Here is a 22,788-nt window from a genome sequence, read left to right as displayed (position 1 = left end):
CGTAATCGAGGAAAAAGACTGGGCTTAAGATTCAATTTAATTGCGGGAATCTATAATTTAGAGCTGAGCAAAAAATGAATTATGAAAGAAGTCTATTATAAATGAGAGTATATATGTTAGAGCTGTTGGTATGTTTGTATTGCCAATATTCATGTGTAACTTTTTTCCAAATATAAGTATCAAAAATACTCCATAATCCATTTTTTAAGTGATCATCCATACTTTCCTTTTGAATAATCTCTCGTACAGGTTTATATCCATATCGTTCTGAAAACCGCATTATTTTCCCCAAAAATTTTAATCTTATATTTTATTTTTAATCTCCCCTAACCCCTCTTTTTCAAAGAGGGGAACAGCATTTTGCTGGTAATGGAAACTCCCTCCTTTTTAAAGGAGGGTTGGGGAGGATTAAGTACAATAAATCGCGTTATTTCAACATCGGCTTTAAAAACTTTGCTGTATGCGACACTTTATTCTTAGCCACCTGCTCAGGTGTACCTTCAGCAATAATCATACCGCCACCTGCACCACCTTCAGGGCCTAAGTCCACAATCCAATCGGCAGTTTTAATCACATCCAAGTTATGCTCAATCACCACGATGGTATTACCCTTATTACGTAGCTCATGCAGGATGTCGAGCAATTTGGCAATATCATGGAAGTGCAGACCTGTCGTCGGTTCATCAAGCACGTACAAGGTTTTACCTGTATCACGTTTTGCCAACTCACGAGCCAATTTCACACGCTGCGCTTCACCACCTGAAAGTGTGGTTGCAGACTGACCCAAACGGATATAGCCCAAGCCCACTTGGTTCAAGGTTTCCAAACGACGGTGAATCACAGGAATAGCGTCAAAGAAATGCATTGCATCTTCAACCGTCATTTCTAATACATCAGAAATGTTACGACCTTTATAGCCAACTTCTAAAGTTTCACGGTTATAGCGCTTGCCGTGGCAGGCATCACAAGGCACATACATATCAGGTAAGAAATGCATTGCGACTTTAATCATGCCGTCACCTTCGCAGGCTTCACAGCGACCACCTTTCACATTAAATGAGAAACGACCCGCCGCATAACCACGTGCTTTAGCTTCAGGGGTTTGCGCAAACAGTTCACGAATAGGGGTGAACAAACCAGTGTAAGTTGCGGGGTTTGAACGTGGTGTACGACCAATTGGGCTTTGGTCAATATCGACGACTTTATCGAGGAACTGTAAGCCGTCAATCGAGTCAAATTTTTCCGCAGTCAGTGTGGTTGCACCGTTCAATTGAGTTGCTGCAAGTGGTAACAAAGTACGGTTAATCAGCGTCGATTTACCTGAACCTGATACACCTGTCACACAGGTCATCACACCTAAAGGAATAGTCAAATCGACATTTTTCAGGTTATGACCCGCAGCGCCCATTAACTTAATTTGCTCTTCAGGTTTTGGCGGTTGTGTGCGTGTTTTCGGCACATCAATACTGAGCTTTCCTGATAGATATTGACCAGTTAATGAATCTGGATTTGCCAAAATTTCATCATACGTCCCTTCGGCAATCACATGACCGCCATGCACACCTGCACCGGGGCCAATATCAATAATATGGTCGGCGGCACGGATCGCATCTTCATCATGTTCTACAACTAATACGGTATTACCTAAGTCACGCAAGCGTACTAATGTTTCTAGTAGACGATCATTATCACGCTGATGCAAACCAATAGAGGGTTCATCGAGGACATACATCACGCCCATGAGGCCCGCGCCAATTTGCGAAGCCAAACGAATACGCTGAGCTTCACCACCCGACAGTGTTTCTGCCGAACGCGATAAACTTAAATAATTCAAACCCACAGAGACGAGGAAGTGCAAACGTTCACGGATTTCTTTGAAAATCTTGTCAGCAATTTCGCCTTTAGCACCGCTTAAGTTGAGATCTTGATAATAGCTTTCAGCATCGCCGATCGACATCTTGGTGATCTGTGCGATGGTTTTATCTTTAACTCGGACATGGCGTGAAATTTCATTGAGACGTGAGCCACCGCAAGCATCACATGCGGCATTGGATAAATACTGTGCTAAATCCTCACGCACATAGTTCGACTCCGTTTCACGGTAGCGACGCTCTAGGTGAGGTAGAATCCCTTCAAAGGCTTGCACACGTTTGTGCGAACGACCACGTTCATCAATATAGCTGAGGTCAACTTTTTCCTTGCCTGTACCATAAAGGAATTTCTTTTTGGTCTCGGCATCGAGTTCATTCCACGGTGTATCTAAAGAATAACCAAAATGATCAGCGACTTTCTGAATCATGCTGTAGTAATACGGACGTTGACGGTCCCAACCGCGAATCGCCCCTTGGCTAATCGAAACTTCATTATTAGGAATCAATTTGTCAGCACTAAAATGGCTGCGTGTGCCTAAACCATCACAAACAGGGCAGGCACCGAATGGATTGTTGAAGGAAAATAGCCGTGGTTCAAGTTCACCAACGGCACGTTCACATTCAGGGCAAGAGTGCTTAGCAGAAAATACGCGATCTTCTTGTTCGCCTTTCATCCACGACAAAATGGCAATATCGCCGCCCATGCGTAAAGCCGTTTCAAAGCTTTCTGCAATACGGTTACCGAGGTCATCACGAACTTTAAAACGGTCAACAACGACTTCGATGGTGTGCTTTTTCTTTTTGTCTAATTCGGGTGGTGTGTCGATATCAATAACTTCACCATCGACACGGGCACGGACAAAACCCTGACCTTGTAATTGTTCAAATAAGTTGGTGTATTCACCCTTACGGTCACGGACCACAGGGGCAAGCAACATAAGCGCCGTACCTTCTTCTAGACCTTTGACGGTATCAACCATTTCAGACACAGTCTGAGCCACCATCGGGAGGTCATGTTCAGGACAATACGGCGTGCCGACACGGGCATAGAGTAGACGTAAATAGTCGTAAATTTCGGTGATTGTTCCCACTGTTGAGCGTGGGTTGTGGCTCGTTGATTTTTGTTCGATGGCAATCGCAGGACTCAAGCCTTCAATCGAGTCAACTTCGGGCTTTTCCATTTGCGAAAGGAATTGGCGTGCATAGGCAGATAAGGACTCAACATAGCGACGTTGACCTTCAGCATACAAGGTATCAAAAGCCAAAGAGGACTTCCCTGAACCAGAAAGACCCGTAATGACCACAAACTTGTCGCGTGGAATATCGAGTGACACATTTTTTAAGTTATGGGTACGTGCGCCTCGAATACGGATATGGCTTTGGCTCATGCAAGGGGTCCTAAAATATTCATCGAAAAACCTATATATGATAGCGCATGAAAAATGTTCAAGTGTAATTTAAACCTAGATTTATGCGTGACTTTGTGAGAAAAAAGGCCGAATCAAAATATAGCTGTCTGTGCCGATGCCCTAAAACATCCGCAAATCAGCAATCTAGGACTTTTAACATGAAATGGCAACTTCATCTCAATCCAACATTAGGTGTGATGGGTTTATTGATGTGTAGTGTGTTTTTGAGTGCATGTACCCCGAACCAAACACCGAAAGCGCAAAAATATGACAGCTTAGAACAAGCAACTTTGGCGCTGAATACCGAAAGTGAAAAAATTGATCTGTATATTGCGAAATTAGGTCAAGCCAAAACAGAAGCTGAAAAAAAGCAGCTGGCTTGCGAAAAAATTCCTCAACAGTTTGATTTGGTTTTGGCAATTGTTGAAAACAATCAACATTTGATGAGTGCTGAAGATTTAAAAGTTCAAGCACAGTTTAAGCACATGGCTGAGCAACAAAAGGCGCGCTTTACATCTAGCCTATGGTGTAAAGGTGCATAAAGATAAAAGCGCTGTGACTGTTTTGAGTTCATCGTTTAAATCTCCTGTGTCATGCGCATAACAATCCATTGGAAAATCTTAGGACTATCGCAGAAAAGGCGTAAAATGCAGTTTTCTCGAAACTATAGAATGCCATGTTGTCCTTATTTCTCAAAAGCTTAATGGGTGCCTTTGTTGTGGTATTAATTGCTTTGCTGTCTAAAAGTAAGGCATTTTATATTGCAGGACTGGTCCCATTGTTTCCGACTTTTGCGTTGATTGCCCATGTGATCGTGGCAAATGATCAGGGTGCAGCCGCATTACAAAAAACAGCACTGTTTGGACTCTGGTCTCTCATCCCATATTTCATTTATTTATTAATGGTGTACCTGCTCGCTACACGTATGAGCTTAACGGCATGTTTGAGTGTAGCAACGTTGAGTTGGGTGCTTGCTGCGGCTGTTTTGATTTATGCATGGCAGAGTTTTCAGTAAGCATCAAAAGCCTATATCGGTGTTGATTCAGATCAACTTTTCATTGGTTCTAGATCATTTATAAAACAATAGATTTGGCTAAAATTATGATGAATTTCCAATCGTTAAATGTTTGATTTTAAATGTAAGTATTTGAATAATTAATTATAATTCTGCCAGAACAGAAAATAATCATGATAAGAGCAAATAATGTTAAAACAATTTTGGGTGATCATCTGCCTCATGTTTTCAAGCCAAATCCTGTGGGCTGAAGACAGTCAAATCCTCGCGTTTGAACAGTTTATTGACCCGGCAGCCGAGCAGCGTTATAGCGTGAGCGTGCCTGCGGTCGGGCAAAATGAACAGCTATGGTCTGTGGTCTATATGGTGCTGCAAACCAACCAAGTCCCTGACAATACTGTTCTGGACTTTAAAGTCGTTCCCCAAGGCTTATTGTTGAAAAATAATCCTGCACAAAAAATACAAGAGTATGCTTTTGACGGCGTACAGTTGGCACAGAAAAAAGACTATGTACTGTCCCAATTCTCCGATTTGAGTGAACAACTGGAAGATCAAACGGGCAAGAAAGTGCTGGATGCATCACTCTTTGATACCAGTCGTGCCCATGTATATGCCCGCGTAGAAGATTGGGTACCTGACTATAATGCACAAGCTACCCAACTGAATATCGAACTGGGCAAACTCAATGAAATGCAGATGAAAGGGCTGTATTTCATTTTAGGCAAAGGTGAAAAGCCCAAAGATTTATTGGCCATTGCTCAACTTGATCCGATGATCAAATCACAATTTCATTCAGAAGAAATGCAGGAACGCAAAGCAGCGCGCAGTGAATTGCGTGAAGCACGTTTGGCGATTTTTTTGGTGATTATCGCGATGGGGATTTTTCTCGGATGGTATCGTTTTAAACGCTAATGCCTGAAATGATCGTGCATGGTCATTCTAAAAACCGAATCTAACCATATTAAAAAAGGATCTAAAAGCAATTTTAGATCCTTAATTTTTTATACAGTTTAAATCAAAGGTTTATTCTACAGGCCATGTGCGCTGTTGATACGCGCTGTCCCAGAACATCCATTCTAATTTTGCGCCGTTCGTATAAGCCGCATGCATTTTTTCACGTGTATCTGCATCGCAGCGAGCCGCCACTCGATCAATAGTTTGAATCACGTTTTGCACAGCAGTATTGAAGTCTTCACCTGAGTAGGTGTCGATCCATGCTTGGTAAGGGTTATTAGGCACAGATTGGCTGACAATGGCTTTGCCGACTTCAGCATAGATCCAAAAGCAAGGCAGGAGTGAGGCAAGGACCACAGGGTAACTTTCTGACCATGCTGTCGCTGTTAGAAATGAAGTGTAATGATGGCAGGCAAGGGTCAGTGGGGTATTTTCAAACTGTTCTTTGCTGATGTTGAAACCTTGCATAAAGTCATTGTGCAGACTTCGTTCCACCACGATGGCAATTTTTGCCGCTTCAGAAAACTGAATCACATCGTCGGCATCAAACGCCTTGGCTGCACACACTGCAAGCGCACGACCATAGGCCAATAAATAATGGGCATCCTGAATGACATAGTGACAAAAGGCGTCGCGGCTTAAACTGCCCTGAGCCAATTCCTGATTAAAAGGTAGATGGAGTATCTGCTGATATAACGCGGTATTACGTTGCCAAACTTCTTCAGAAAAACGCATTGAACATTCCTGTCGTTAAAAATGAAAGACGGGTCTACACCATGATGCGATGTAATTGAGAGCCTCCATCTTAGAGTGTTTATTCAAAATGTAACGAATAATTTTTGGTTTCAATCCTGAAAAGCGGCATAATTGCGCCATAAACTTAGCTTCAAACTGGGGGATTCCCTCATTTTGAAATCTTATTGAATAAATAGGTCGATCTATCATGATGAAACATTTTGGTTTCTCAATCGTCTTTACTATCGTGTGTCTTGCTATTTCTGCATATTGGGGTCTGAATCATGGCCCAAATGCAGGTGTGCAAGCCATGCTGACAGCACTGACCATTACTGCAATTTTGGCAGTGATGGAAGTATCATTATCATTTGATAACGCTGTAGTGAATGCATCGGTACTCCGTGGTTGGGATCATTTCTGGAAAATGATTTTCTTAACTGTCGGGATCGTGATTGCTGTATTCGGTATGCGTTTGATTTTCCCAATCGTCATTGTTGCTGTAACGGCTGACATGGGCGCTATGGAAGTGGTGCAATTGGCATTGAATAATCCAATTGAATACTCTGCAAAATTGATGGCACATCATGCAGAAATTGCGGCCTTTGGTGGTGCTTTCTTATTGTTGGTATTCCTGAACTTCTTCTTAGATGAAGGGAAAGATACCCATTGGTTCCGTTGGCTAGAGCGCCGTTTAGCTAATCTTGCAAACGTTCCTGCGATGTCCGTGTTTATTGCCCTAATTGCGTTATTGGTAATGGCAGCAAACGTGGCCGAAGCCTCTCGTCTAGCGGTAGTGATGGCGGGTATCTGGGGGATCGTGGTGTATATCGGTGTCCAAGTACTGAGTCATTTATTGGGTGGTGAACCTGAAGTTGATGAAAACGGTAATGCGGTTGGACATGACGCAAATGGCGTACCGACGGGCGTGATCAAAGCAGGTTTTGGTGGTTTCCTTTACCTTGAAGTACTCGATGCCTCATTCAGTTTTGATGGTGTGATTGGTGCATTTGCGATTACCTCTGATGTGGTAATCATTATGCTCGGTCTTGCTATTGGTGCTATGTTCGTGCGTTCAATGACCATTTACTTAGTGGATAAAGGCACCTTAGATGCTTATATCTTCCTTGAACATGGTGCGCATTATGCGATTGGTGCTTTGGCCTTCATTATGTTGGCAAGTGGCACAGGTCTTCATGTCCCTGAAGTGGTAACGGGTCTAATTGGTGTGGCATTTATTGTTTGGGCTGTGATTGCCTCAATTCAATATAAAAAGCGTCAAGAAAATTTAGGCTAATTTAAATTTGCCTAAAATCTCCCAAAAAGCGCAGCATCAGCTGCGCTTTTTATTTGTCCAATCATCAGGATATTTAAAATCAATAAAAATCCTGCTTCGCTTTAAGCTGAATGTCCTATAATCCCATTCCAAGATTAATGAATTTTTAACCAGCTATGATGAATGCTCTTGAACGACGCTCAACTTTTGCTTTGAGTAGTATTTTCGCCTTACGTATGCTGGGGCTGTTCATGATTATTCCTGTTTTCTCTGTGGCAGGTCAGCAATATGCAGGGGCAACACCAGCACTTATTGGTTTAGCGGTGGGTGTTTATGGTTTAACTCAAGCGATTTTACAGATCCCGTTTAGTCTAATTGCAGACCGTTATAGTCGTAAACCGTTGGTGGTAATTGGGCTGCTGTTGTTTGCTTTAGGCGGTGCAATTGCGGCGATGTCCGATAGTATCTATGGCGTGATTATCGGGCGTGCGATTGCCGGTGGTGGTGCTGTATCTGCAGTAGTGATGGCTTTGTTAGCCGATGTCACACGTGAAGAACAGCGTACTAAAGCCATGGCCATGATGGGGATGAGTATCGGTTTGTCCTTTGTGGTCGCGTTCAGCCTTGGGCCTTGGCTCACAGGTTTAGTCGGCATCTCGGGTTTATTTTGGGTGACCACCATCATGGGACTTGCCGCGATTGCGATGTTGCTATTGGTACCGAAAGTAACGCGTCATCATAAAAATTTTCAACAAGGTTATCTGACGCAGTTAAAGCAAGTACTGAAAATGCCTGATCTAAATCGTTTACATGTTTCAGTCTTTTCATTGCATTTACTTCTCACAGCGATGTTTATCTATGTGCCGTCTCAGTTGATTGACTTTGCCAATATTCCCTTGCATTCGCATGGTCTGGTGTATTTGCCGCTTTTGGTCGTGAGCCTGTTTTTTGCATTTCCAAGTATTATTTTGGCGGAAAAATATCGCAAAATGCGCGGCATTTTCTTGACCGCCATTGGTGGCATTATTTTAGGATTGGGCATCTTAATTTTTGGTTTCGAATCAAAATATATTTTGCTGACAGGCTTAGGTTTATTCTTTATCGCATTTAATGTGATGGAGGCATTATTACCGTCATGGTTATCGAAAGCAGCTCCAATTCAATCCAAAGCGACTGCCATGGGGGTGAACGCCAGCAGTCAGTTTCTAGGGGCATTTTTTGGTGGTATGATTGGTGGGCAACTTCTGTTGCTAAATGATACGGCAATGGGATGGGGCATCCTGACAGGGCTAGCCATTTTATGGTTGATCATTAGTTTTGGGTTGGCTCAGCCGCGTTATTTATCGTCTATGGTTTTCAGTTTGCCTGAAGATAAAGAAACGGATGAATGGACTTCTCAGCTTTTAGCAATTCGTGGTATTGAAGAAGTTGTGGTGATGTCTGACCAGCAAGTGGCTTATGTAAAAGTGGATAAGCAGCAGATGGATGAATCTGCGCGACAACATTTAACGCACTTGTTAGGGAAAGAGGTAGCCATTTAACCATAACTCTTATAAAGTAAATAATAGAAACAAATAGGAAGAATACGTCTGATGCGTGGTGTAAATAAGGTCATTTTAGTTGGTACTTTGGGTCGTGACCCTGAAACAAAAACTTTCCCAAATGGTGGTTCTCTCACTCAGTTCTCAATTGCAACGAGTGATTCATGGACAGATAAAAATACAGGTGAACGTAAAGAGCAAACAGAATGGCACCGTATTGTGTTACATAACCGCTTAGGTGAAATTGCGCAGCAATATTTGCGCAAAGGTTCTAAAGTTTATATTGAAGGTTCATTACGTACTCGTCAGTGGACAGATCAAGGCGGTCAAGAGCGTTACACGACTGAAATTCGTGGTGAACAAATGCAAATGCTTGACAATAATCGCCAACAAGGCGAACAAGGTCAAGGCGGTGATTTTGGTCAGCCTCGTTTTAATAATCAACAAGGTGGTTATAACAATAACCAAAACCAAGGTGGCTACGGTAATGGCTCAAACCAAGGCGGTTATGGCAATAACAACCCAGGTGGTTTTGCGCCAAAACAACAGCCTGCACCGACACCGGCTCCTGCAGCAGCAGATTTAGATGATGACTTACCGTTCTAATGAACCTTAAACACAGCGTTTAAAACGGTAGATCATCATCAAAAAAAGCCCTCAATCTTGAGGGTTTTTTTATGTGTATCTAAATGTTTGCCAGTACTGTGTTCAGCATTGAGCGAATAGATTATTGATTGGTAGCGTCGATTAAAATCTAATATTAATATAAATAATAAATCTAAAAATCCGATAGTTTTTATAAAAAAGTTCGGTTTTACCTATGATTTGATAAGTCGTATTCTAGCTTCAACAGATAAGCAATCCCTGAAATGAGTTAGAGGAATATCAAATGAGTTTAATTAATACTGAAGTAAAACCATTTAACGCTACCGCTTACCAAGACGGTCAATTTATTGAAGTTTCAGAAAAAGACTTCTACGGTAAATGGTCTGTGGTGTTTTTCTATCCTGCTGACTTTACTTTTGTATGTCCAACAGAATTAGGCGATCTTGCTGATCACTATGCTGAATTCAAAAAAATGGGCGTAGAAATTTATTCAGTATCTACTGATACACACTTCACGCATAAAGCTTGGCACGATTCTTCTGAAGAAATTAAGAAAATCGAATACCCAATGGTTGGCGATCCAACTTGGACACTTGCGAAAAACTTTGATGTTTTAATTGAAGCGGATGGTCTTGCTGACCGTGGTACTTTCGTAATTGACCCTGAAGGTAAAATCCAAATCGTTGAAATCAATGCAGGTGGTATTGGTCGTGATGCTTCTGAATTGATGCGTAAAGTAAAAGCTGCTCAATATGTACATGCACACCCAGGTGAAGTATGTCCTGCAAAATGGAAAGAAGGTGAAGCGACGCTTGCACCATCGATCGACCTAGTGGGTAAAATCTAATTTGGTGATCCAACCGTAGATTTAAAAAAGCCAGAACTCAGTTCTGGCTTTTTTGTGGTTTAGATCATTAGACTAAATAGCCATCATGTTCTGGAGCATAGCCACGAACTCCATCGACTAAATAGTCAATTAATCTTTCCATGACTAGGCGTTGACCTTTGCGCGAAGCATATACCAATTGCACCGTACCGACATTTGAGCACCATTCGGGGAAGAGGTGAATTAAACGACCTGCCTCAATATCTGCTTGCACGGTTAAATAGGGTAAGTCTGCAATGCCTAAACCATCGAGTGCTGCATAATAAGTACCGGCTAAGTCATTGCTTTTAATCCGAGGCTGTAAGGCAATTTCAATCTGTTCTTGCTGTCCTGTATGATGCAAATGCCATTGATAGCGGTTTTTCTGTGTGCCCAAAACGATACTCGGAAATTCTGTCAATTCGGTAATATGCTTTAACTCGCGTCCTTGTAAAAGTTCAGGACTAATCACTAAGCAATGCACGGTTTTAATCACGTCACGTACAATAATACTCGAGTCTTCATTCTTACTAAAATTGGTGCGAATCGCCAAATCAATGTCGTCATGTAAGACATCCACACGGCGGCTAGACAGCTCGAGTTCGACCTGAACTTTGGGATGATCTTTTAAAAACTGATTTAACAAGGGGCGAATTTGATGTTCCATCATGACTGGTGGACAGCTAATTTTAACCAAGCCTTCAAGTTCACTTTTTTGCTTCAAGAGCACCTGATGCGCACATTCGACTTGTTCGATCACTTTTATGCATTCTTCATACAATTCTTGGCCTAATGTCGTGACCTTAAAGTGTCGGGTAGAACGCTGAATAAGGGTGACATTATATTTGGCTTCAAGATCTAAAATGCGTCGGCTTAATTTTGATTTTGTAATATTCGATGCTTCACTTGCAGCGCTAAAACCGCCATGTTTCACCACCAAGTAAAAGTAGTAATAGTCATCAAATGAATGCATGGATCACCTTATGCAGTGAAAAATTATTTCAATTCCAATTATCATACGTCAATTTATACATCAGGTATAAAAAAAGCGGCTCGAAGCCGCTTTTTACTACTGGAGGATTATTTCTTTTCAGTATTTTGCGTATAGCTGTTGATTAAGTTACGGTAGTCTGGAATATGATTGCCGAAAAGCGCACCTAAACCTTCAATATCATTACGCCAGTCACGGTGTAATTCACACGCGGTACCAAACCACGTCATGAGCTGTGCACCCGCTTGCGTCATACGTTCCCACGCTGAGTCGCGGGTTAAATGGTTGAAAGTACCTGAAGCATCGGTCACCACAAAGACGTCAAAGTCTTCTTCTAAAGCAGACAAGGTTGGGAATGCTACACAAACCTCAGTCACTACACCGGCAATAATCAATTGTTTTTTGCCGGTTGCTTTGACTGCTTTCACAAAATCTTCATTATCCCAAGCATTAATTTGACCTGGTCGTGCAATATAAGGTGCGTCAGGGAACATTTCTTTGAGTTCTGGAACCAATGGCCCGTTTGGACCTTGTTCAAAACTGGTGGTGAGAATTGTTGGAAGATTAAAATATTTCGCGGCTGCAGCCAGTGCAAGCACATTATTTTTAAATTTATCTGGATCAATATCGCGAACCAATGAAAGTAGACCTGTTTGATGGTCAACTAAAAGTACCGCGGCATTGTCTTTATCTAAACGAACGTAAGGTTTGCCCATTTTATTGTCCTCTTTCCTGTTTGCAAGTACGCAGGATCAGATGAAGTCTGCGTGTTAACTCGATTTAGCATAGCTATAAAAATGGGATAATGGAATGGGTTTAAATGAGAAAAACAATCATAAAATTGGGATAATTTATTGTTGAATATGACTTAAACCCCTATATTTTTCAAATCAATGCTTGTTTTTGAGTAAATTTTAGATTGTATTACTGATTATTGTTCTATATTTGAGATATAGAATGCTATCTGGATGATGGTCAGTAAGTATTTCAAAGTTTAAAATTAGCGCTATGTTCATCCTATCGTATGAATATAGGAGCTAAGAAATGAAAAAAGTAATTGGTGTTTATCGTAATCAGCAAATGCACTGGGTGGGCGATGGTTTTCCAGTCAAAAGCTTATTTTCCTATGATCGTCTAGGTCAGGCGATTAGCCCATTTTTGCTTTTGGATTATGCAGCACCTTATCAGTTCGATCCCACCACTGCACAGCATGGCGTGGGTTCACATCCACATCGTGGTTTTGAAACCGTGACTATCGCCTACAGTGGTGAAGTGACTCATAAAGACTCAAGTGGTGGTGGTGGCACAATTCAAACGGGCGATGTGCAATGGATGACCGCAGGTTCGGGTTTGGTACATGAAGAATTTCATTCGCCTGAATTTGCTCAAGCAGGTGGTCTTTTTGAGATGGTTCAATTGTGGGTGAATTTACCGGCAAAAGACAAAATGACTCAGCCTCGTTATCAAGCGATCACGCGCCAAGATATTCCACGCATAGACATGGATGAAGGTGCAGGCCATATTCGGGTGATTGCCGGTGAAATGGGTGGTCACCTTGGGCCAGCACAGACCTTTAGTCCAGTGAATGTCTGGGATGGTGAGTTGAAAGCTCAATATGAAACCACCTTACATGTACCTGAAGGGCATAACACCATTTTGGTGGTCTTGAAGGGTGAGGTTGTGGTGAATGAAAGCCATAAAGTGCAAGACAGTTCGATGGTCATGTTTGCCAAAGACGATATCGCCATTCAGCTACAAGCGTTGCAGGACACACAATTTTTGTTGCTTAGCGGTGAGCCACTAAATGAGCCGATTCAAGGTTATGGCCCATTTGTGATGAATAGCAAAGCTGAAATCATTCAAGCCTTTGATGATTTCAATAACGGAAAATTTGGTGAAATTGCAGTGGCGCATGAAGCTTAAGCGAAATTCATGACATTGAAATAGCCGAAAAAAAAGCCTCTGAACAGTCAGAGGCTTTTTTATTAAGCGCTGTAGTATTTATAGTTGTCATGATTTAAATATCATTTTACTTTTTATAAATTGTGATGAATTTATCACTTTCTTATGTGGCGCATCTTAGCGAGACTTGGCTTTAAAGTAAACCGAAAGTTATAAAAATGGTTAATTTAATTGTTTGGTTTTATAGAGTAATTAAAATTTTAAAGAAAAATATGGTTAAAAAACAAAGCTTAAATTGTGTGTTTTTTTGACTGTAAATATTTGTAAATTTAAATTAAAAACGGCTGTACTGAAATCCATACAAAAAGTGCGAATCTGGTATTTTTTAATAGCTATTTTTAAGTTCTGATCAGTCATACTTTTAAACTGTGTTTTATAGATGGAAAAGAAAATTGGAAATTGCAGTCATCGGTAGTGGCATGGCTGGGCTGGCTACCGCAAGAATTCTTAAAGACGCAGGGCATAACATTACAATTTTCGAAGCTCTGCCTGGTCGTGGTATGGATAGCCACAGCACTGAGTTTGAAGGCGGCTTGATCGATGCCCCTTTGCGTGTGATGAATCCACACCTCTGGAAAAATACCTTAAGTTTGGCGACCCATTTAGGGATTAAAACCTTCCCCGTCCGTACCTATATGGCATGCAGTTGGCTATTTGAAGATCGTACAGAAACGTGGTTGACCACCAGTCGTAGCCGTATTGGTAATTTCCCAATTATTAATAACCGTAAAGGCTTACAACAATATGGCTGGCGTTTAGTCAAAGGGATGTTGCAACTCAAAGCCGCGATCACTCGATTTTTTAAATCAAAAAATCAGGACATCACGCTTGCCGAGTTCATTAATAAAAATGAAATTGAAGAAGTATTTTGGCATGGTGCGGTCATGCCTGTGTTGTATACCATTTGCACCTGTAACCCGAAAACGATTGGCGAATGGCCTGCGAAACCACTATTGATTTTCTTGCGTCAATTGACCAATGGTGATGCCTTGCTGCGTATCCAAGGTGGTACACCTGCGTTGGTTGATAAACTGATTGAAGGTTTAAATATTCAAAGTGGTACGGCAATTACCAAAGTGCTCGAGCAAGACGATAAAGTCTTGGTGGAAACTGAGGCCGGTGCACATCATCTATTCGATCGCGTGGTTGTTGCGACACCAACCACCAAAACGGAAGAATTTTTAGATTCTACTCAGTTTGCTGATGATATTGAGCTCTTAAAGAAATTTAAATTTGAGCAAGGTCAGTTGGTGATTCACACTGATCAAACGGTGATGCCGCCGAAGCGTAAAGATTGGTCTGTACTAAGTTATATGATGGACCGTAAATTTACCCGTCAGCAATTTACCGTGTGGCTGAACTCCATTGAGCCGAGCTTGGTGGGTAAAACTCCAGTGTTCCAAACTTGGCAGCCAGTGACACCGATTGATCCTAAAAAAGTGATCTCTTCGGTCAGTTTGACACGCGCAGTGGTGGATTCACATACGGTGGCGCTGAATAAAGAGTTACAGCAACGACATTTATCGCCTGAGCGTAAAGTCTTCTTCTGTGGCTCATGGTCTTGTGACGGTCTGCCGATTTTAGAATCTGCGGTAACGTCTGCTATGCATATTGCAGAAATTTTTGGTGCACCATTGCCGTTTGTAGGTTTAAAACCTAAAGTGGAGGTTGCCCCTCAACTCGGTTACTAACATGAAATGGCTTCAAGCAATTCGTCATTATATTCCTAGCCATAAATATGCGATTAACAGTCGACTACTCGGAGATGATGCGGAGCTTGCTTGGAGTAATTTGGGCTATTGGGATGATGCAAAATCATCCTATCCTGCAGCCTGTCAAAAACTCGCTTTACATCTTGCCGAATCCATTCAATTAAAATCTACAGATCGTGTTTTAGACCTTGGTTGTGGGCAGGGCGCGAGCTTGGTTTTTTGGATGGAACATTTTCAAATTCAAAACTTATCCGCAGTCGAATTGCAAACCGAATGTGTGGAAAAAATCCAAAAAAATTTAAATTCAAAAATCAAAATACAACAAGATTCATTTTTGAATTTAAAAAATATTTATCCACAAAACTGTATGGATGCCGTACTGTGTATTGATGCTGCGTATCATAGTGATTTGAATTTATTGCTTTTATTAGTTGTTAATGTTTTGAATTCAAAAGGACGCTTTGCTTTTCACTATTTAATGTTGTCCGATGCGTTTTTGAATTTAAATTCATTACAGCGACTGAAATATCAAAGTCTGTTGAAAGCAGCAGATGTGAATTTGAAAAATTTAAATTCAAAGCAAAATTTACAACACCAAGTGCAACAGGCAGGTTTCGAAAATATCCAGATTGAAGATATCAGCGAATTCGTATTTCAGGGTTTTGCCGATTATATTCAAGAACAAAAAAGTCAGATGAGCCTGAGTCATGTGGATCAATTCAAAATCAAGATGACGGCAAAATTGTGCGAAAAGTTGTATCGAGACGGGCTGATTCGTTATGTGCAGATTAGCGCGAGGAAGCCATAAAAGAGCGGCTCTAAAAACATCAAAGCCTCACTAAAAAGCGAGGCTAAGAAATGGTGCCGGCACACGGATTCGAACTGTGGACCTACTGATTACAAGTCAGTTGCTCTACCAACTGAGCTATGCCGGCGTTGTGGAATGCATTCTACAGATTTTTTGAAGTGGTGCAAGTTAAAAAAACAGCAAATCGAATGTAATTTATACGTTTGATTTATTCAGCATTCAACCGATGTTTGGCTCTAAAACCAGAGAAATAAAATTAGGCAATGTTTCGCCCACAAGATGTGGGCGAAAAAGTAGGATAGATGAACGTTGGGTGCTATTTCATTCTTAAAATTTGGTCTAGATCCTGTGCGCATTCTTCAAGTGTATATGCCATCTCCAGTTGCATTTGGGGGCGGAGTTCATTGGCGAGCTTTCGCCATTCGTCAATCAGACGCTGTGCTTTTTGAATTTTATGTTTATTTATGTCTTTGGCAAGGGTTGGGGTATAGCCACCACGTTTGGCGTTCTTGATCTGCTTAACATAATTCTGGCTGTTATTCATGTTCTCTCCGGAATAGCAGTGATATATGAAAGGTGTTTTTTAAGTTTTTCGTTGATCAAGTTAAAAGTACCGCAATCGCGTTTCAGTTCTATGATGTTTAAATTAATGAATAATTTTTTGAATAGTGCCTATATTGAGAGGATGATTAATTTTTAGCATAGGCTTAAGTAATTGTCTTTAGAATATAAAATTTGTATTTGTAAATAAACGTGTCTTTCTTACTGCTAATAAAAAATCCATAAGTCGTGCATTAGGAAAAAAACGTGTGATTTAAATCTATCAATCAGGACTTAAATACTGTGAAGTTATTGAGCTAAACAAATAGAAGATCAATTAGGGGAATATTTAATATTGAGAACAATAAAATTAAAAAAGGCCTAAATTTTATCAATTTAGACCTTCATTCTGCTTGGCATTGCAGTTTATTCTGGCGGTGAAAGAGGGAGTCGCATTATTAATTTAAGTTATTGAAATAAAAATATATTTATATAGCATGTTTTTGTTTCTACCCCCAATTTTACCCCCATATAGATAATGATAGAGTTAGCTCAATTTAGAGGTGTATTAATTGGTCGTATAATAACCGTTTAATTGATTGTATGCCAATAGTGAGCTTTTTATTGCTTTGTATAATTATTAAGAGAGTCAAATTTATTAATTCCAGAATGGATTGAACGTCTGTTGGTTTCATCTAGAGCAGAATAGAATTCGCTCTGCTTATAACCGTGCGCAGTATTGGGAAGAGCGTGTGCGAATGATGTAATGGTATGGAGAGCAGTTGAAGACATGGATGGAATTTTGAAATTATTAATAAAAGCCTGAATAGACTGAAATCCCCCTTAAACCAATATGGTATAAGAGGGATTTTTTTGTTTATGTCTTGTTGAATTATTGGGGGGAGATGCTTGTCTAGTCTGTTGTAAATAAGTGCAATGATTGTTGTAACTTATCAAATTTGCTGTGGTATTAATTAAAAAATGCAGTATTAAAAGTTAAAATTTGCTGTAGTAAAAAATTAGTAAATGAGTCATTATGAATCTATAAAACAATAGCTTACGTTGGTGTTGTATGTCTAATACTACCTATTTTCCCAATGCTGCTTTGGTACAAAGTGGTGATTTATTTAAAATAATGGAACTTCGTTATTCGCATTCAATTTATGATGAAGATGGTTACTACAACGTAAAGCAACCAGTTTCTAATTCTTTGGAATTGATTCGATGGTATCGAAATTGTGAGATATATTTTGGTCGGTTAATGGCAGCAGAAAATGAGGGAATACCCTCAAATGAAATTGATTACTGTACGTTTAAGAATGTATTGGAAAATCTTAAAATTGATCCTGAAGTATTTTTAAATTTTGGTATAACCGAATATTCAAAAGAGTGCCGAAGACTCTACACTGAGCTTCAGTTAAAAGACTATCGACAATTAACTCAGAATAAAAAAGATGAGGCTGAAATTAATGCTTTTCTCAGGAATATACATTCAGCTCGAGACGAGCTTAAATTGTTGGCTAAACAACCTGAGAGGTTTGATTGTAACGATGACCACAAAACAATATTTAAAGATTTACATTCTTTTTTAAAACAAACAGACAACGCATATTTTTTGGCATTTGATATTGAGATTGAAACATCCCGATTTGAAGATAATTGTTCAGATAGATGGTTGGAGCGAGCAACGACTTTAAAGCTTATTATTGAAGAAGCTTTAGTCACGATATTTTCTCAGCATACAGATGTCTTACGCGCATATATAAAGTTGGAAGATGATGGGGCTTATGGTTATAGATTTCATACAGTCACTCTGCTTAGTTCTATAGCTCTAACTGAACAATCTTGGTTGGCGAGTTTTAATGAAAGTTTGAAAGGCTTATTGGCAGATAAGACAAGAGCAAAAAATTATCTTGAAGCTAAATATTTAAAAGAATTAGAAAAGATAAGAAACCATCGGGATTTGATGGAACAGCCTTTTTCAGAAGATAGAATTGATAGAATTGAGCAGGAAATAAAATCAGATATTGAGAGTTTTCAAAATATTTCATTTAGATTAACTAACTGGAATAATCAATTAATGAAACTTATTCCTGAGCTAAAGTTTAAAATTGACGCTTCTTTTACAAAAGAAGACTTACGTTTGCTAGAGTATTGGGGAGTTAAATATTTATTCATTTCAAGTAAGTATATTTATTTTTCTCATCATAATAAAAACTTGCATCCTTCAATCAAATGTTGGGTTAAGGATACTGATGCACAAAAAACGGAAATCGCTACAGTTCACTTGGTAAGAAATACTAGCCCGAAAATAAATAGCAATACTCGTCAGCTTGAGCAGTTCAATTCCAAAGTGGTACAAAGGAATATTCAAGCTGCTGATCTGCCACAGAGAAGATGTAGTGATCCAGAAGATGCCTTTTACAACAATAAGCGTGATTTTACGCAAGCTATGCCTTTGGCTTCAGTTGCATTACCTGAGCCAAAATCAAAATTTGAAAAACAAAAAGTTGGAAAGAGCTTGGAAATCCAAGTTGGGGCGCCATCGCAAGATGAAGTCATACATTCATCAACTCCATGCACAATGCAGGATTTTATTGATTATGTTGCTGATGAAAAAAATGGTGCTGTCAAAACCAAGATAAATAATAAACAAAGACATATGTGGGCTAAAATATTTTATGGCAACACTATACTTGATGAAGAGCTTTTAAAGTTCTTGATTCAGTTTGAATGTTTTATTGACAATCTATTACATTCGACAAATCCGTTTTTCACCGTTAAGCCCCAACAGAACTGTAGCCCTGAAGGGCTGTCTACAGTTGGGAGCCAGTACCTTGTATTATTTTATAATTTTTATACCCAACAAATTGCAAATAAATTAAGAGCAATAAATATTGAATCAGATTACTGGGATTTGGTGATTAACCTTTTTGAATACTATTTTGTAGAAGAAGAGCATCGTAATATTTCGCAAGTAGTGATGCATCAGGAACAAATCCAAACTTTAAATGACTTGATGAAAAAAGCACGAGTATTGGCAAAACAATACGAACAAAAAATAAAGCCTAATTTACAACATTTGAAGTACGCAGATGTTAAACCATGGCGAAAAGCTTTTGATCAAGAGCGAGTTCTTATGAGATGCAAATTTAGCCTACCCTACTCATTGCACGACAAATTAGGGATTACAGCTATTTTCAATGCGTTTAAAACACGGTTATCTGGAAAGAATAGGCAATTCAAAGATGTCCAACATATTGTAATCTGTCGTAAAAAAAATCAACATGAGACACTAGATGTTCTACTGATGTTTGATAATTCTAATGGAGCGGAAGATCAAAAATGGCTAAGTGAGCAAGTTGAAGAACTTTGGGTTAAATCTGCTAACGCTGCAATGAAGAAATGTAAAGTTCAACCGAGCAATTCTGATCTAGAAAAACTAGTCAGCTTTATAGACTTTATTCCAAAGCATGAGAGTTTGGCTGTGAAGTATCTTTACATTAGAAATCATAAAGCCGCAGTAGAAAAATCAGTGATTTCACATCTTATTCCCTATTTTATTTCACAGGCTATTTTTTTACAGGATGTATCATCTGGTTCAACACATAAGTTAAGCATGAGTCGGTATTTAACGAATTTATTTGACAATCAAATGCCTATGGAAAAAGTTGTACCAGTGGTTAGAAACAAGAAATCGAAAGCAAAGAGTGATAGTGGAGTAAGCTAACTTTAGCTTCTCTGCTGATGAAGAAATTCCCATAATTTAGTAGTTGTTACTATTAACCAAAGTAGGATTTTATGGGTATTTCTAGTTTGTGATGTAGCAGGCTTAGTTGGTATCTTATATTATTAAGATATCCTAACTCTTCGATTAATAAGATACTGACTATAAAAAGAATTCAATCAATCGCTACAATCTTTCTTTCATGATGCTACTTCTCACAGATCATTTACAGAGAATACTGTACTGGAGACTGTGAGAGTACTCAGGAACGAGTACATATGTACTCGTAAATAAATACTCAACTGACTGATGACATGGTGAAAAATATTTTTTGGAGACACCATGACATCAATACCTTCATTCAATCGTCTTTCTGAACCAGCTATCTTAATCGCAGTAGAGAGTTTTATTAGCAATATTATGGTCGTAGGTTTTGAAGACGCATTTAAACCAGTTTTTAAGGAGCTACTAGAGCAGTTTGAACATATCTATGATGTGGATCATCACTATAGTGATTACAACGCTGTTTTTGTGGCATTAAAACTAGAAATAGATTCAATGCGTTATGACCCTTTTTGTAACCCTAATGCAGATAATTATGATTTTGTGCTTCAGCTTAAACTAGAACAGTTGAAGGAATTTGAAAAACAAATTAAAGCATCTAAGCATCGAATCCATGATGAGTTGTATCAATTTGCTCAACAAGAAAAAAACAACACGGAAAGCTTAGAAGGTTATATTGGTAAGCTTTTCCATCATTACTCTAAGTTATTGATAGTCAGAGTAGATCTCGCGTACAAAAATGATTCAAAGGGCCAGATTAATATAGAGCAATTCTACAAGCACTTTGAAAAGATGCGGAATCGTTTATCGAATAAAGATACCTGTTTTCAATATCTACATGGTTATGCTTGGGCGTTGGAACAATCAACGGAAAACAATGGTGGGTATCATGCCCATCTGTTACTCATTTATGATGGTACGAAAGTACAGAAAGGCTCTTATTATGCGCAGCGTATAGGGGAGAAATGGCAAGAGATTACTCAAGGGCATGGTTGCTATTTTAACCCTCATAGTAAGGAGTACATTCATAAGTTGCGTATGGCAGGTTGTGAAATTGGGCTAGGGATGGTCACAAGGAATAAAGAGAGTGATTGGGAGCATTTACTCTCGGTGATCAATTATTTGACCTTGCCTGAAAAGGACATACAACGTCTTCGAGTGAAAGCCATAAAAGATATGCAAACTTTTGGGCATGGAGAGTTTGAAAATACCAAGCGTAGAGGGATCAAAAAATAGCTTAAGTCAAAATTCTTGACTTATACATTACGAGTCAAAAGGCTATTTTTTGTATTCTGAGGAATTGGGGGATACTTGCTCCAATTCCTAAAGGCAGCATATGGTTGTTGTTTGTAAAAGAATTTCTTGTAAGATTTATTGAGTTTAATGAAGAGAATTTGTACGACAAAATATGTCGTTAATTATTCGTACGATCTTCTTTTTCTAGTTTGATTAATTGATAATCATATGACTTTATAACTCATAAATAGAGGAATTTTAAGTGGGTATTTTTGAAACTTTACAAAATGTTATTAACGAGAAGATGTTTAACAATTCTTCGACAAAAGAAAGCTCTATTGAGGATGTACTTAATAATATTAAGGCCCAAGTAGATTTGTGGGAAAATACAGAAGTCAAAATTGCCGTTACAGGTCAAAGTGGATCAGGTAAATCTTCTTTAATTAATGCAATTGCAGGATCGAAAATCGCTCCTGTAGGCTTTGTTGAAACAACAATGGAGCCAAAAGAATATAAGACAGAGAATGGAATTATTTTAGTTGATTTGCCAGGTTGTGGTACAGCTAACTTTCCTTTTGAATCTTACGTCGATGACATGAAATTGTCTGAGTTTGATGCCATTGTTTTAGTGACAGCAAACCGTTTTTATGAAGCTGATATTAAGCTCTTTAATTACGTTACGAATGAACTTAAAAAGCCTATTTTTTTAGTACGTACAAAGATGGATGATGCTGTACGAGATGGTGCCGAAGATAATGACCTTTCTAGAGATGAAGTTATAGAAATGGTTTTAAACGATATGATTCATAATACGAATGTTTCTGATATCTCAAAAATTTATTTAGTGTCGTCTAAGCCTAAAAAGATTGCACATTTTGACACGGCTCGATTAATAAAAGACATTTCTGAAAATTTACCTAATATAAAAAAGGGAAAATTCATTAGTGAGTCCGCAGCATATAGCGAGGAAGCTATTAAAGCGAAGCGAGAAACGATAACTGAAGTTGCTAAAAGATATGCGTATTTATCAGCTGCGAATGGCTTAAACCCAGTGCTGGGTGTCAATGTTGCATTTGATGTCGGACTTTTGGTTAAGTTAACTCAAACAGTTCTAAAAAGTTATGGCCTAGTTGATTCAAGTATTGCGGACTATATTGAAAAAAGTGAAGAGAACGGTAAGCTTCATGGAACGATTCAGGGAATTAGTAAATGGTTAGCTCAATATGCTACAGAGGCTGGAATTAAACAGATTTTGCCTAAATTGGCTGTAGCACAGGCTTCTAAAAGTTTTAGTTCGTGGGTGCCTTTAGTGGGGCAGGCGATTGCCGCTGGAATTGGATATAAAATGACGAGTTATTATGCTGAAAAGCTAATTAATGAATCTGAAGAAAAAGCTATCCTTGCTCTTAAGCTCTATATTGGTGAACAATATTAAAATGATTTTGTTCCACTCGACTACCTAAGATTAATAGCTATATCT

At 39.2% G+C, this 22,788-nt stretch carries 19 protein-coding genes, 1 tRNA gene and 1 pseudogene; 14 read left to right on the top strand and 7 right to left on the bottom strand.

The genetic code is table 11. From position 1 onward, the window contains the following. Positions 1-79: 79 nt before the first annotated feature. A complete protein-coding gene (locus tag AC25JC_RS12160) occupies positions 80-280 on the bottom strand; it encodes an AbiJ-NTD4 domain-containing protein (RefSeq protein ID WP_486924114.1) in 201 nt (66 codons plus the stop codon). 147 nt (positions 281-427) lie between these two features. Further along, entirely contained in the window at positions 428-3,259 is a 2,832-nt protein-coding gene (uvrA, locus tag AC25JC_RS12155) for an excinuclease ABC subunit UvrA (RefSeq protein WP_111884493.1), read from the bottom strand. A gap of 179 nt (positions 3,260-3,438) precedes the next feature. Here uvrA and AC25JC_RS12150 point away from each other — a divergent pair, with 179 nt between their 5' ends. From AC25JC_RS12150 to AC25JC_RS12140, 3 genes are all read left to right on the top strand, one after another. Beyond that, the gene (locus AC25JC_RS12150) at positions 3,439-3,822 is read left to right on the top strand and encodes a hypothetical protein (RefSeq protein WP_257221437.1); all 384 of its coding nucleotides are present in this window, start codon (positions 3,439-3,441) and stop codon (positions 3,820-3,822) included. Between the two features lie 134 nt (positions 3,823-3,956). Then, on the top strand, positions 3,957-4,295 hold the full coding sequence (locus AC25JC_RS12145; RefSeq protein ID WP_078190528.1) for a GlpM family protein: 339 nt from the start codon (positions 3,957-3,959) through the stop codon (positions 4,293-4,295). A gap of 189 nt (positions 4,296-4,484) precedes the next feature. Beyond that, positions 4,485-5,207, top strand: coding sequence for a hypothetical protein (locus tag AC25JC_RS12140; RefSeq protein WP_486924113.1), 723 nt, complete (start codon positions 4,485-4,487; stop codon positions 5,205-5,207). Between the two features lie 111 nt (positions 5,208-5,318). On the opposite strand, the gene tenA is transcribed toward AC25JC_RS12140, so the two are convergent. Beyond that, positions 5,319-5,984, bottom strand: coding sequence for a thiaminase II (gene tenA / locus AC25JC_RS12135; protein WP_078193179.1), 666 nt, complete (start codon positions 5,982-5,984; stop codon positions 5,319-5,321). Between the two features lie 208 nt (positions 5,985-6,192). Between tenA and AC25JC_RS12130 the strand changes: the two genes are divergently transcribed. The 4 genes from AC25JC_RS12130 to ahpC all read left to right on the top strand — a co-directional run bounded on the left by AC25JC_RS12130 (position 6,193) and on the right by ahpC (position 10,251). After that, complete coding sequence (locus AC25JC_RS12130; RefSeq protein ID WP_180035454.1) at positions 6,193-7,278, top strand: DUF475 domain-containing protein; 1,086 nt, start codon at positions 6,193-6,195, stop codon at positions 7,276-7,278. 155 nt (positions 7,279-7,433) lie between these two features. Beyond that, positions 7,434-8,798 carry an MFS transporter gene (locus AC25JC_RS12125; protein ID WP_111884498.1) on the top strand — a complete coding sequence of 455 codons (1,365 nt, stop codon included), beginning with the start codon at positions 7,434-7,436 and terminating at the stop codon, positions 8,796-8,798. 51 nt (positions 8,799-8,849) lie between these two features. Further along, on the top strand, positions 8,850-9,404 hold the full coding sequence (ssb, locus tag AC25JC_RS12120; RefSeq protein ID WP_486924112.1) for a single-stranded DNA-binding protein: 555 nt from the start codon (positions 8,850-8,852) through the stop codon (positions 9,402-9,404). A 283-nt stretch (positions 9,405-9,687) separates the two neighbouring features. Then, a complete protein-coding gene (gene ahpC / locus AC25JC_RS12115) occupies positions 9,688-10,251 on the top strand; it encodes an alkyl hydroperoxide reductase subunit C (RefSeq protein WP_078190520.1) in 564 nt (187 codons plus the stop codon). Between the two features lie 67 nt (positions 10,252-10,318). On the opposite strand, the gene AC25JC_RS12110 is transcribed toward ahpC, so the two are convergent. Both AC25JC_RS12110 and ycaC read right to left on the bottom strand, forming a co-directional pair. Then, a complete protein-coding gene (locus AC25JC_RS12110) occupies positions 10,319-11,242 on the bottom strand; it encodes a LysR substrate-binding domain-containing protein (RefSeq protein ID WP_180025069.1) in 924 nt (307 codons plus the stop codon). A gap of 107 nt (positions 11,243-11,349) precedes the next feature. Then, a complete protein-coding gene (ycaC, locus tag AC25JC_RS12105) occupies positions 11,350-11,976 on the bottom strand; it encodes an isochorismate family cysteine hydrolase YcaC (RefSeq protein WP_078193174.1) in 627 nt (208 codons plus the stop codon). A 328-nt stretch (positions 11,977-12,304) separates the two neighbouring features. On the opposite strand from ycaC, the gene AC25JC_RS12100 reads away from it, so the two are divergent. From AC25JC_RS12100 to AC25JC_RS12090, 3 genes are all read left to right on the top strand, one after another. Next, positions 12,305-13,183 (top strand): pirin family protein, encoded by an 879-nt coding sequence (locus AC25JC_RS12100; RefSeq protein ID WP_078193173.1) that lies wholly within the window; start codon positions 12,305-12,307, stop codon positions 13,181-13,183. 431 nt (positions 13,184-13,614) lie between these two features. Beyond that, a complete protein-coding gene (locus tag AC25JC_RS12095; protein ID WP_180002759.1) occupies positions 13,615-14,913 on the top strand; it encodes an FAD-dependent oxidoreductase in 1,299 nt (432 codons plus the stop codon). Between the two features lies 1 nt (position 14,914). Then, positions 14,915-15,742 carry an SAM-dependent methyltransferase gene (locus AC25JC_RS12090; RefSeq protein ID WP_486924111.1) on the top strand — a complete coding sequence of 276 codons (828 nt, stop codon included), beginning with the start codon at positions 14,915-14,917 and terminating at the stop codon, positions 15,740-15,742. Between the two features lie 51 nt (positions 15,743-15,793). On the opposite strand, the gene AC25JC_RS12085 is transcribed toward AC25JC_RS12090, so the two are convergent. After that, a tRNA-Thr gene (locus AC25JC_RS12085) sits at positions 15,794-15,869 on the bottom strand. 189 nt (positions 15,870-16,058) lie between these two features. Next, positions 16,059-16,286, bottom strand: coding sequence for a hypothetical protein (locus tag AC25JC_RS12080; RefSeq protein WP_078190515.1), 228 nt, complete (start codon positions 16,284-16,286; stop codon positions 16,059-16,061). A gap of 633 nt (positions 16,287-16,919) precedes the next feature. Here AC25JC_RS12080 and AC25JC_RS12075 point away from each other — a divergent pair. From AC25JC_RS12075 to AC25JC_RS12060, 4 genes and pseudogenes are all read left to right on the top strand, one after another. Beyond that, positions 16,920-17,049 (top strand): annotated as a pseudogene (locus AC25JC_RS12075) (tyrosine-type recombinase/integrase); the annotation flags it as partial. A 305-nt stretch (positions 17,050-17,354) separates the two neighbouring features. Beyond that, complete coding sequence (locus tag AC25JC_RS12070) at positions 17,355-20,012, top strand: hypothetical protein (protein WP_486924110.1); 2,658 nt, start codon at positions 17,355-17,357, stop codon at positions 20,010-20,012. 339 nt (positions 20,013-20,351) lie between these two features. Next, the gene (locus AC25JC_RS12065) at positions 20,352-21,308 is read left to right on the top strand and encodes a YagK/YfjJ domain-containing protein (protein WP_486924109.1); all 957 of its coding nucleotides are present in this window, start codon (positions 20,352-20,354) and stop codon (positions 21,306-21,308) included. A gap of 262 nt (positions 21,309-21,570) precedes the next feature. Continuing rightward, a complete protein-coding gene (locus AC25JC_RS12060; RefSeq protein ID WP_486924108.1) occupies positions 21,571-22,743 on the top strand; it encodes a GTPase in 1,173 nt (390 codons plus the stop codon). The last annotated feature ends 45 nt before the right edge of the window (positions 22,744-22,788 follow it).

It is taken from the genome of Acinetobacter sp. P37 (genome assembly GCF_057480965.1).
This window is presented reverse-complemented; position numbering and strand designations above follow the sequence as displayed.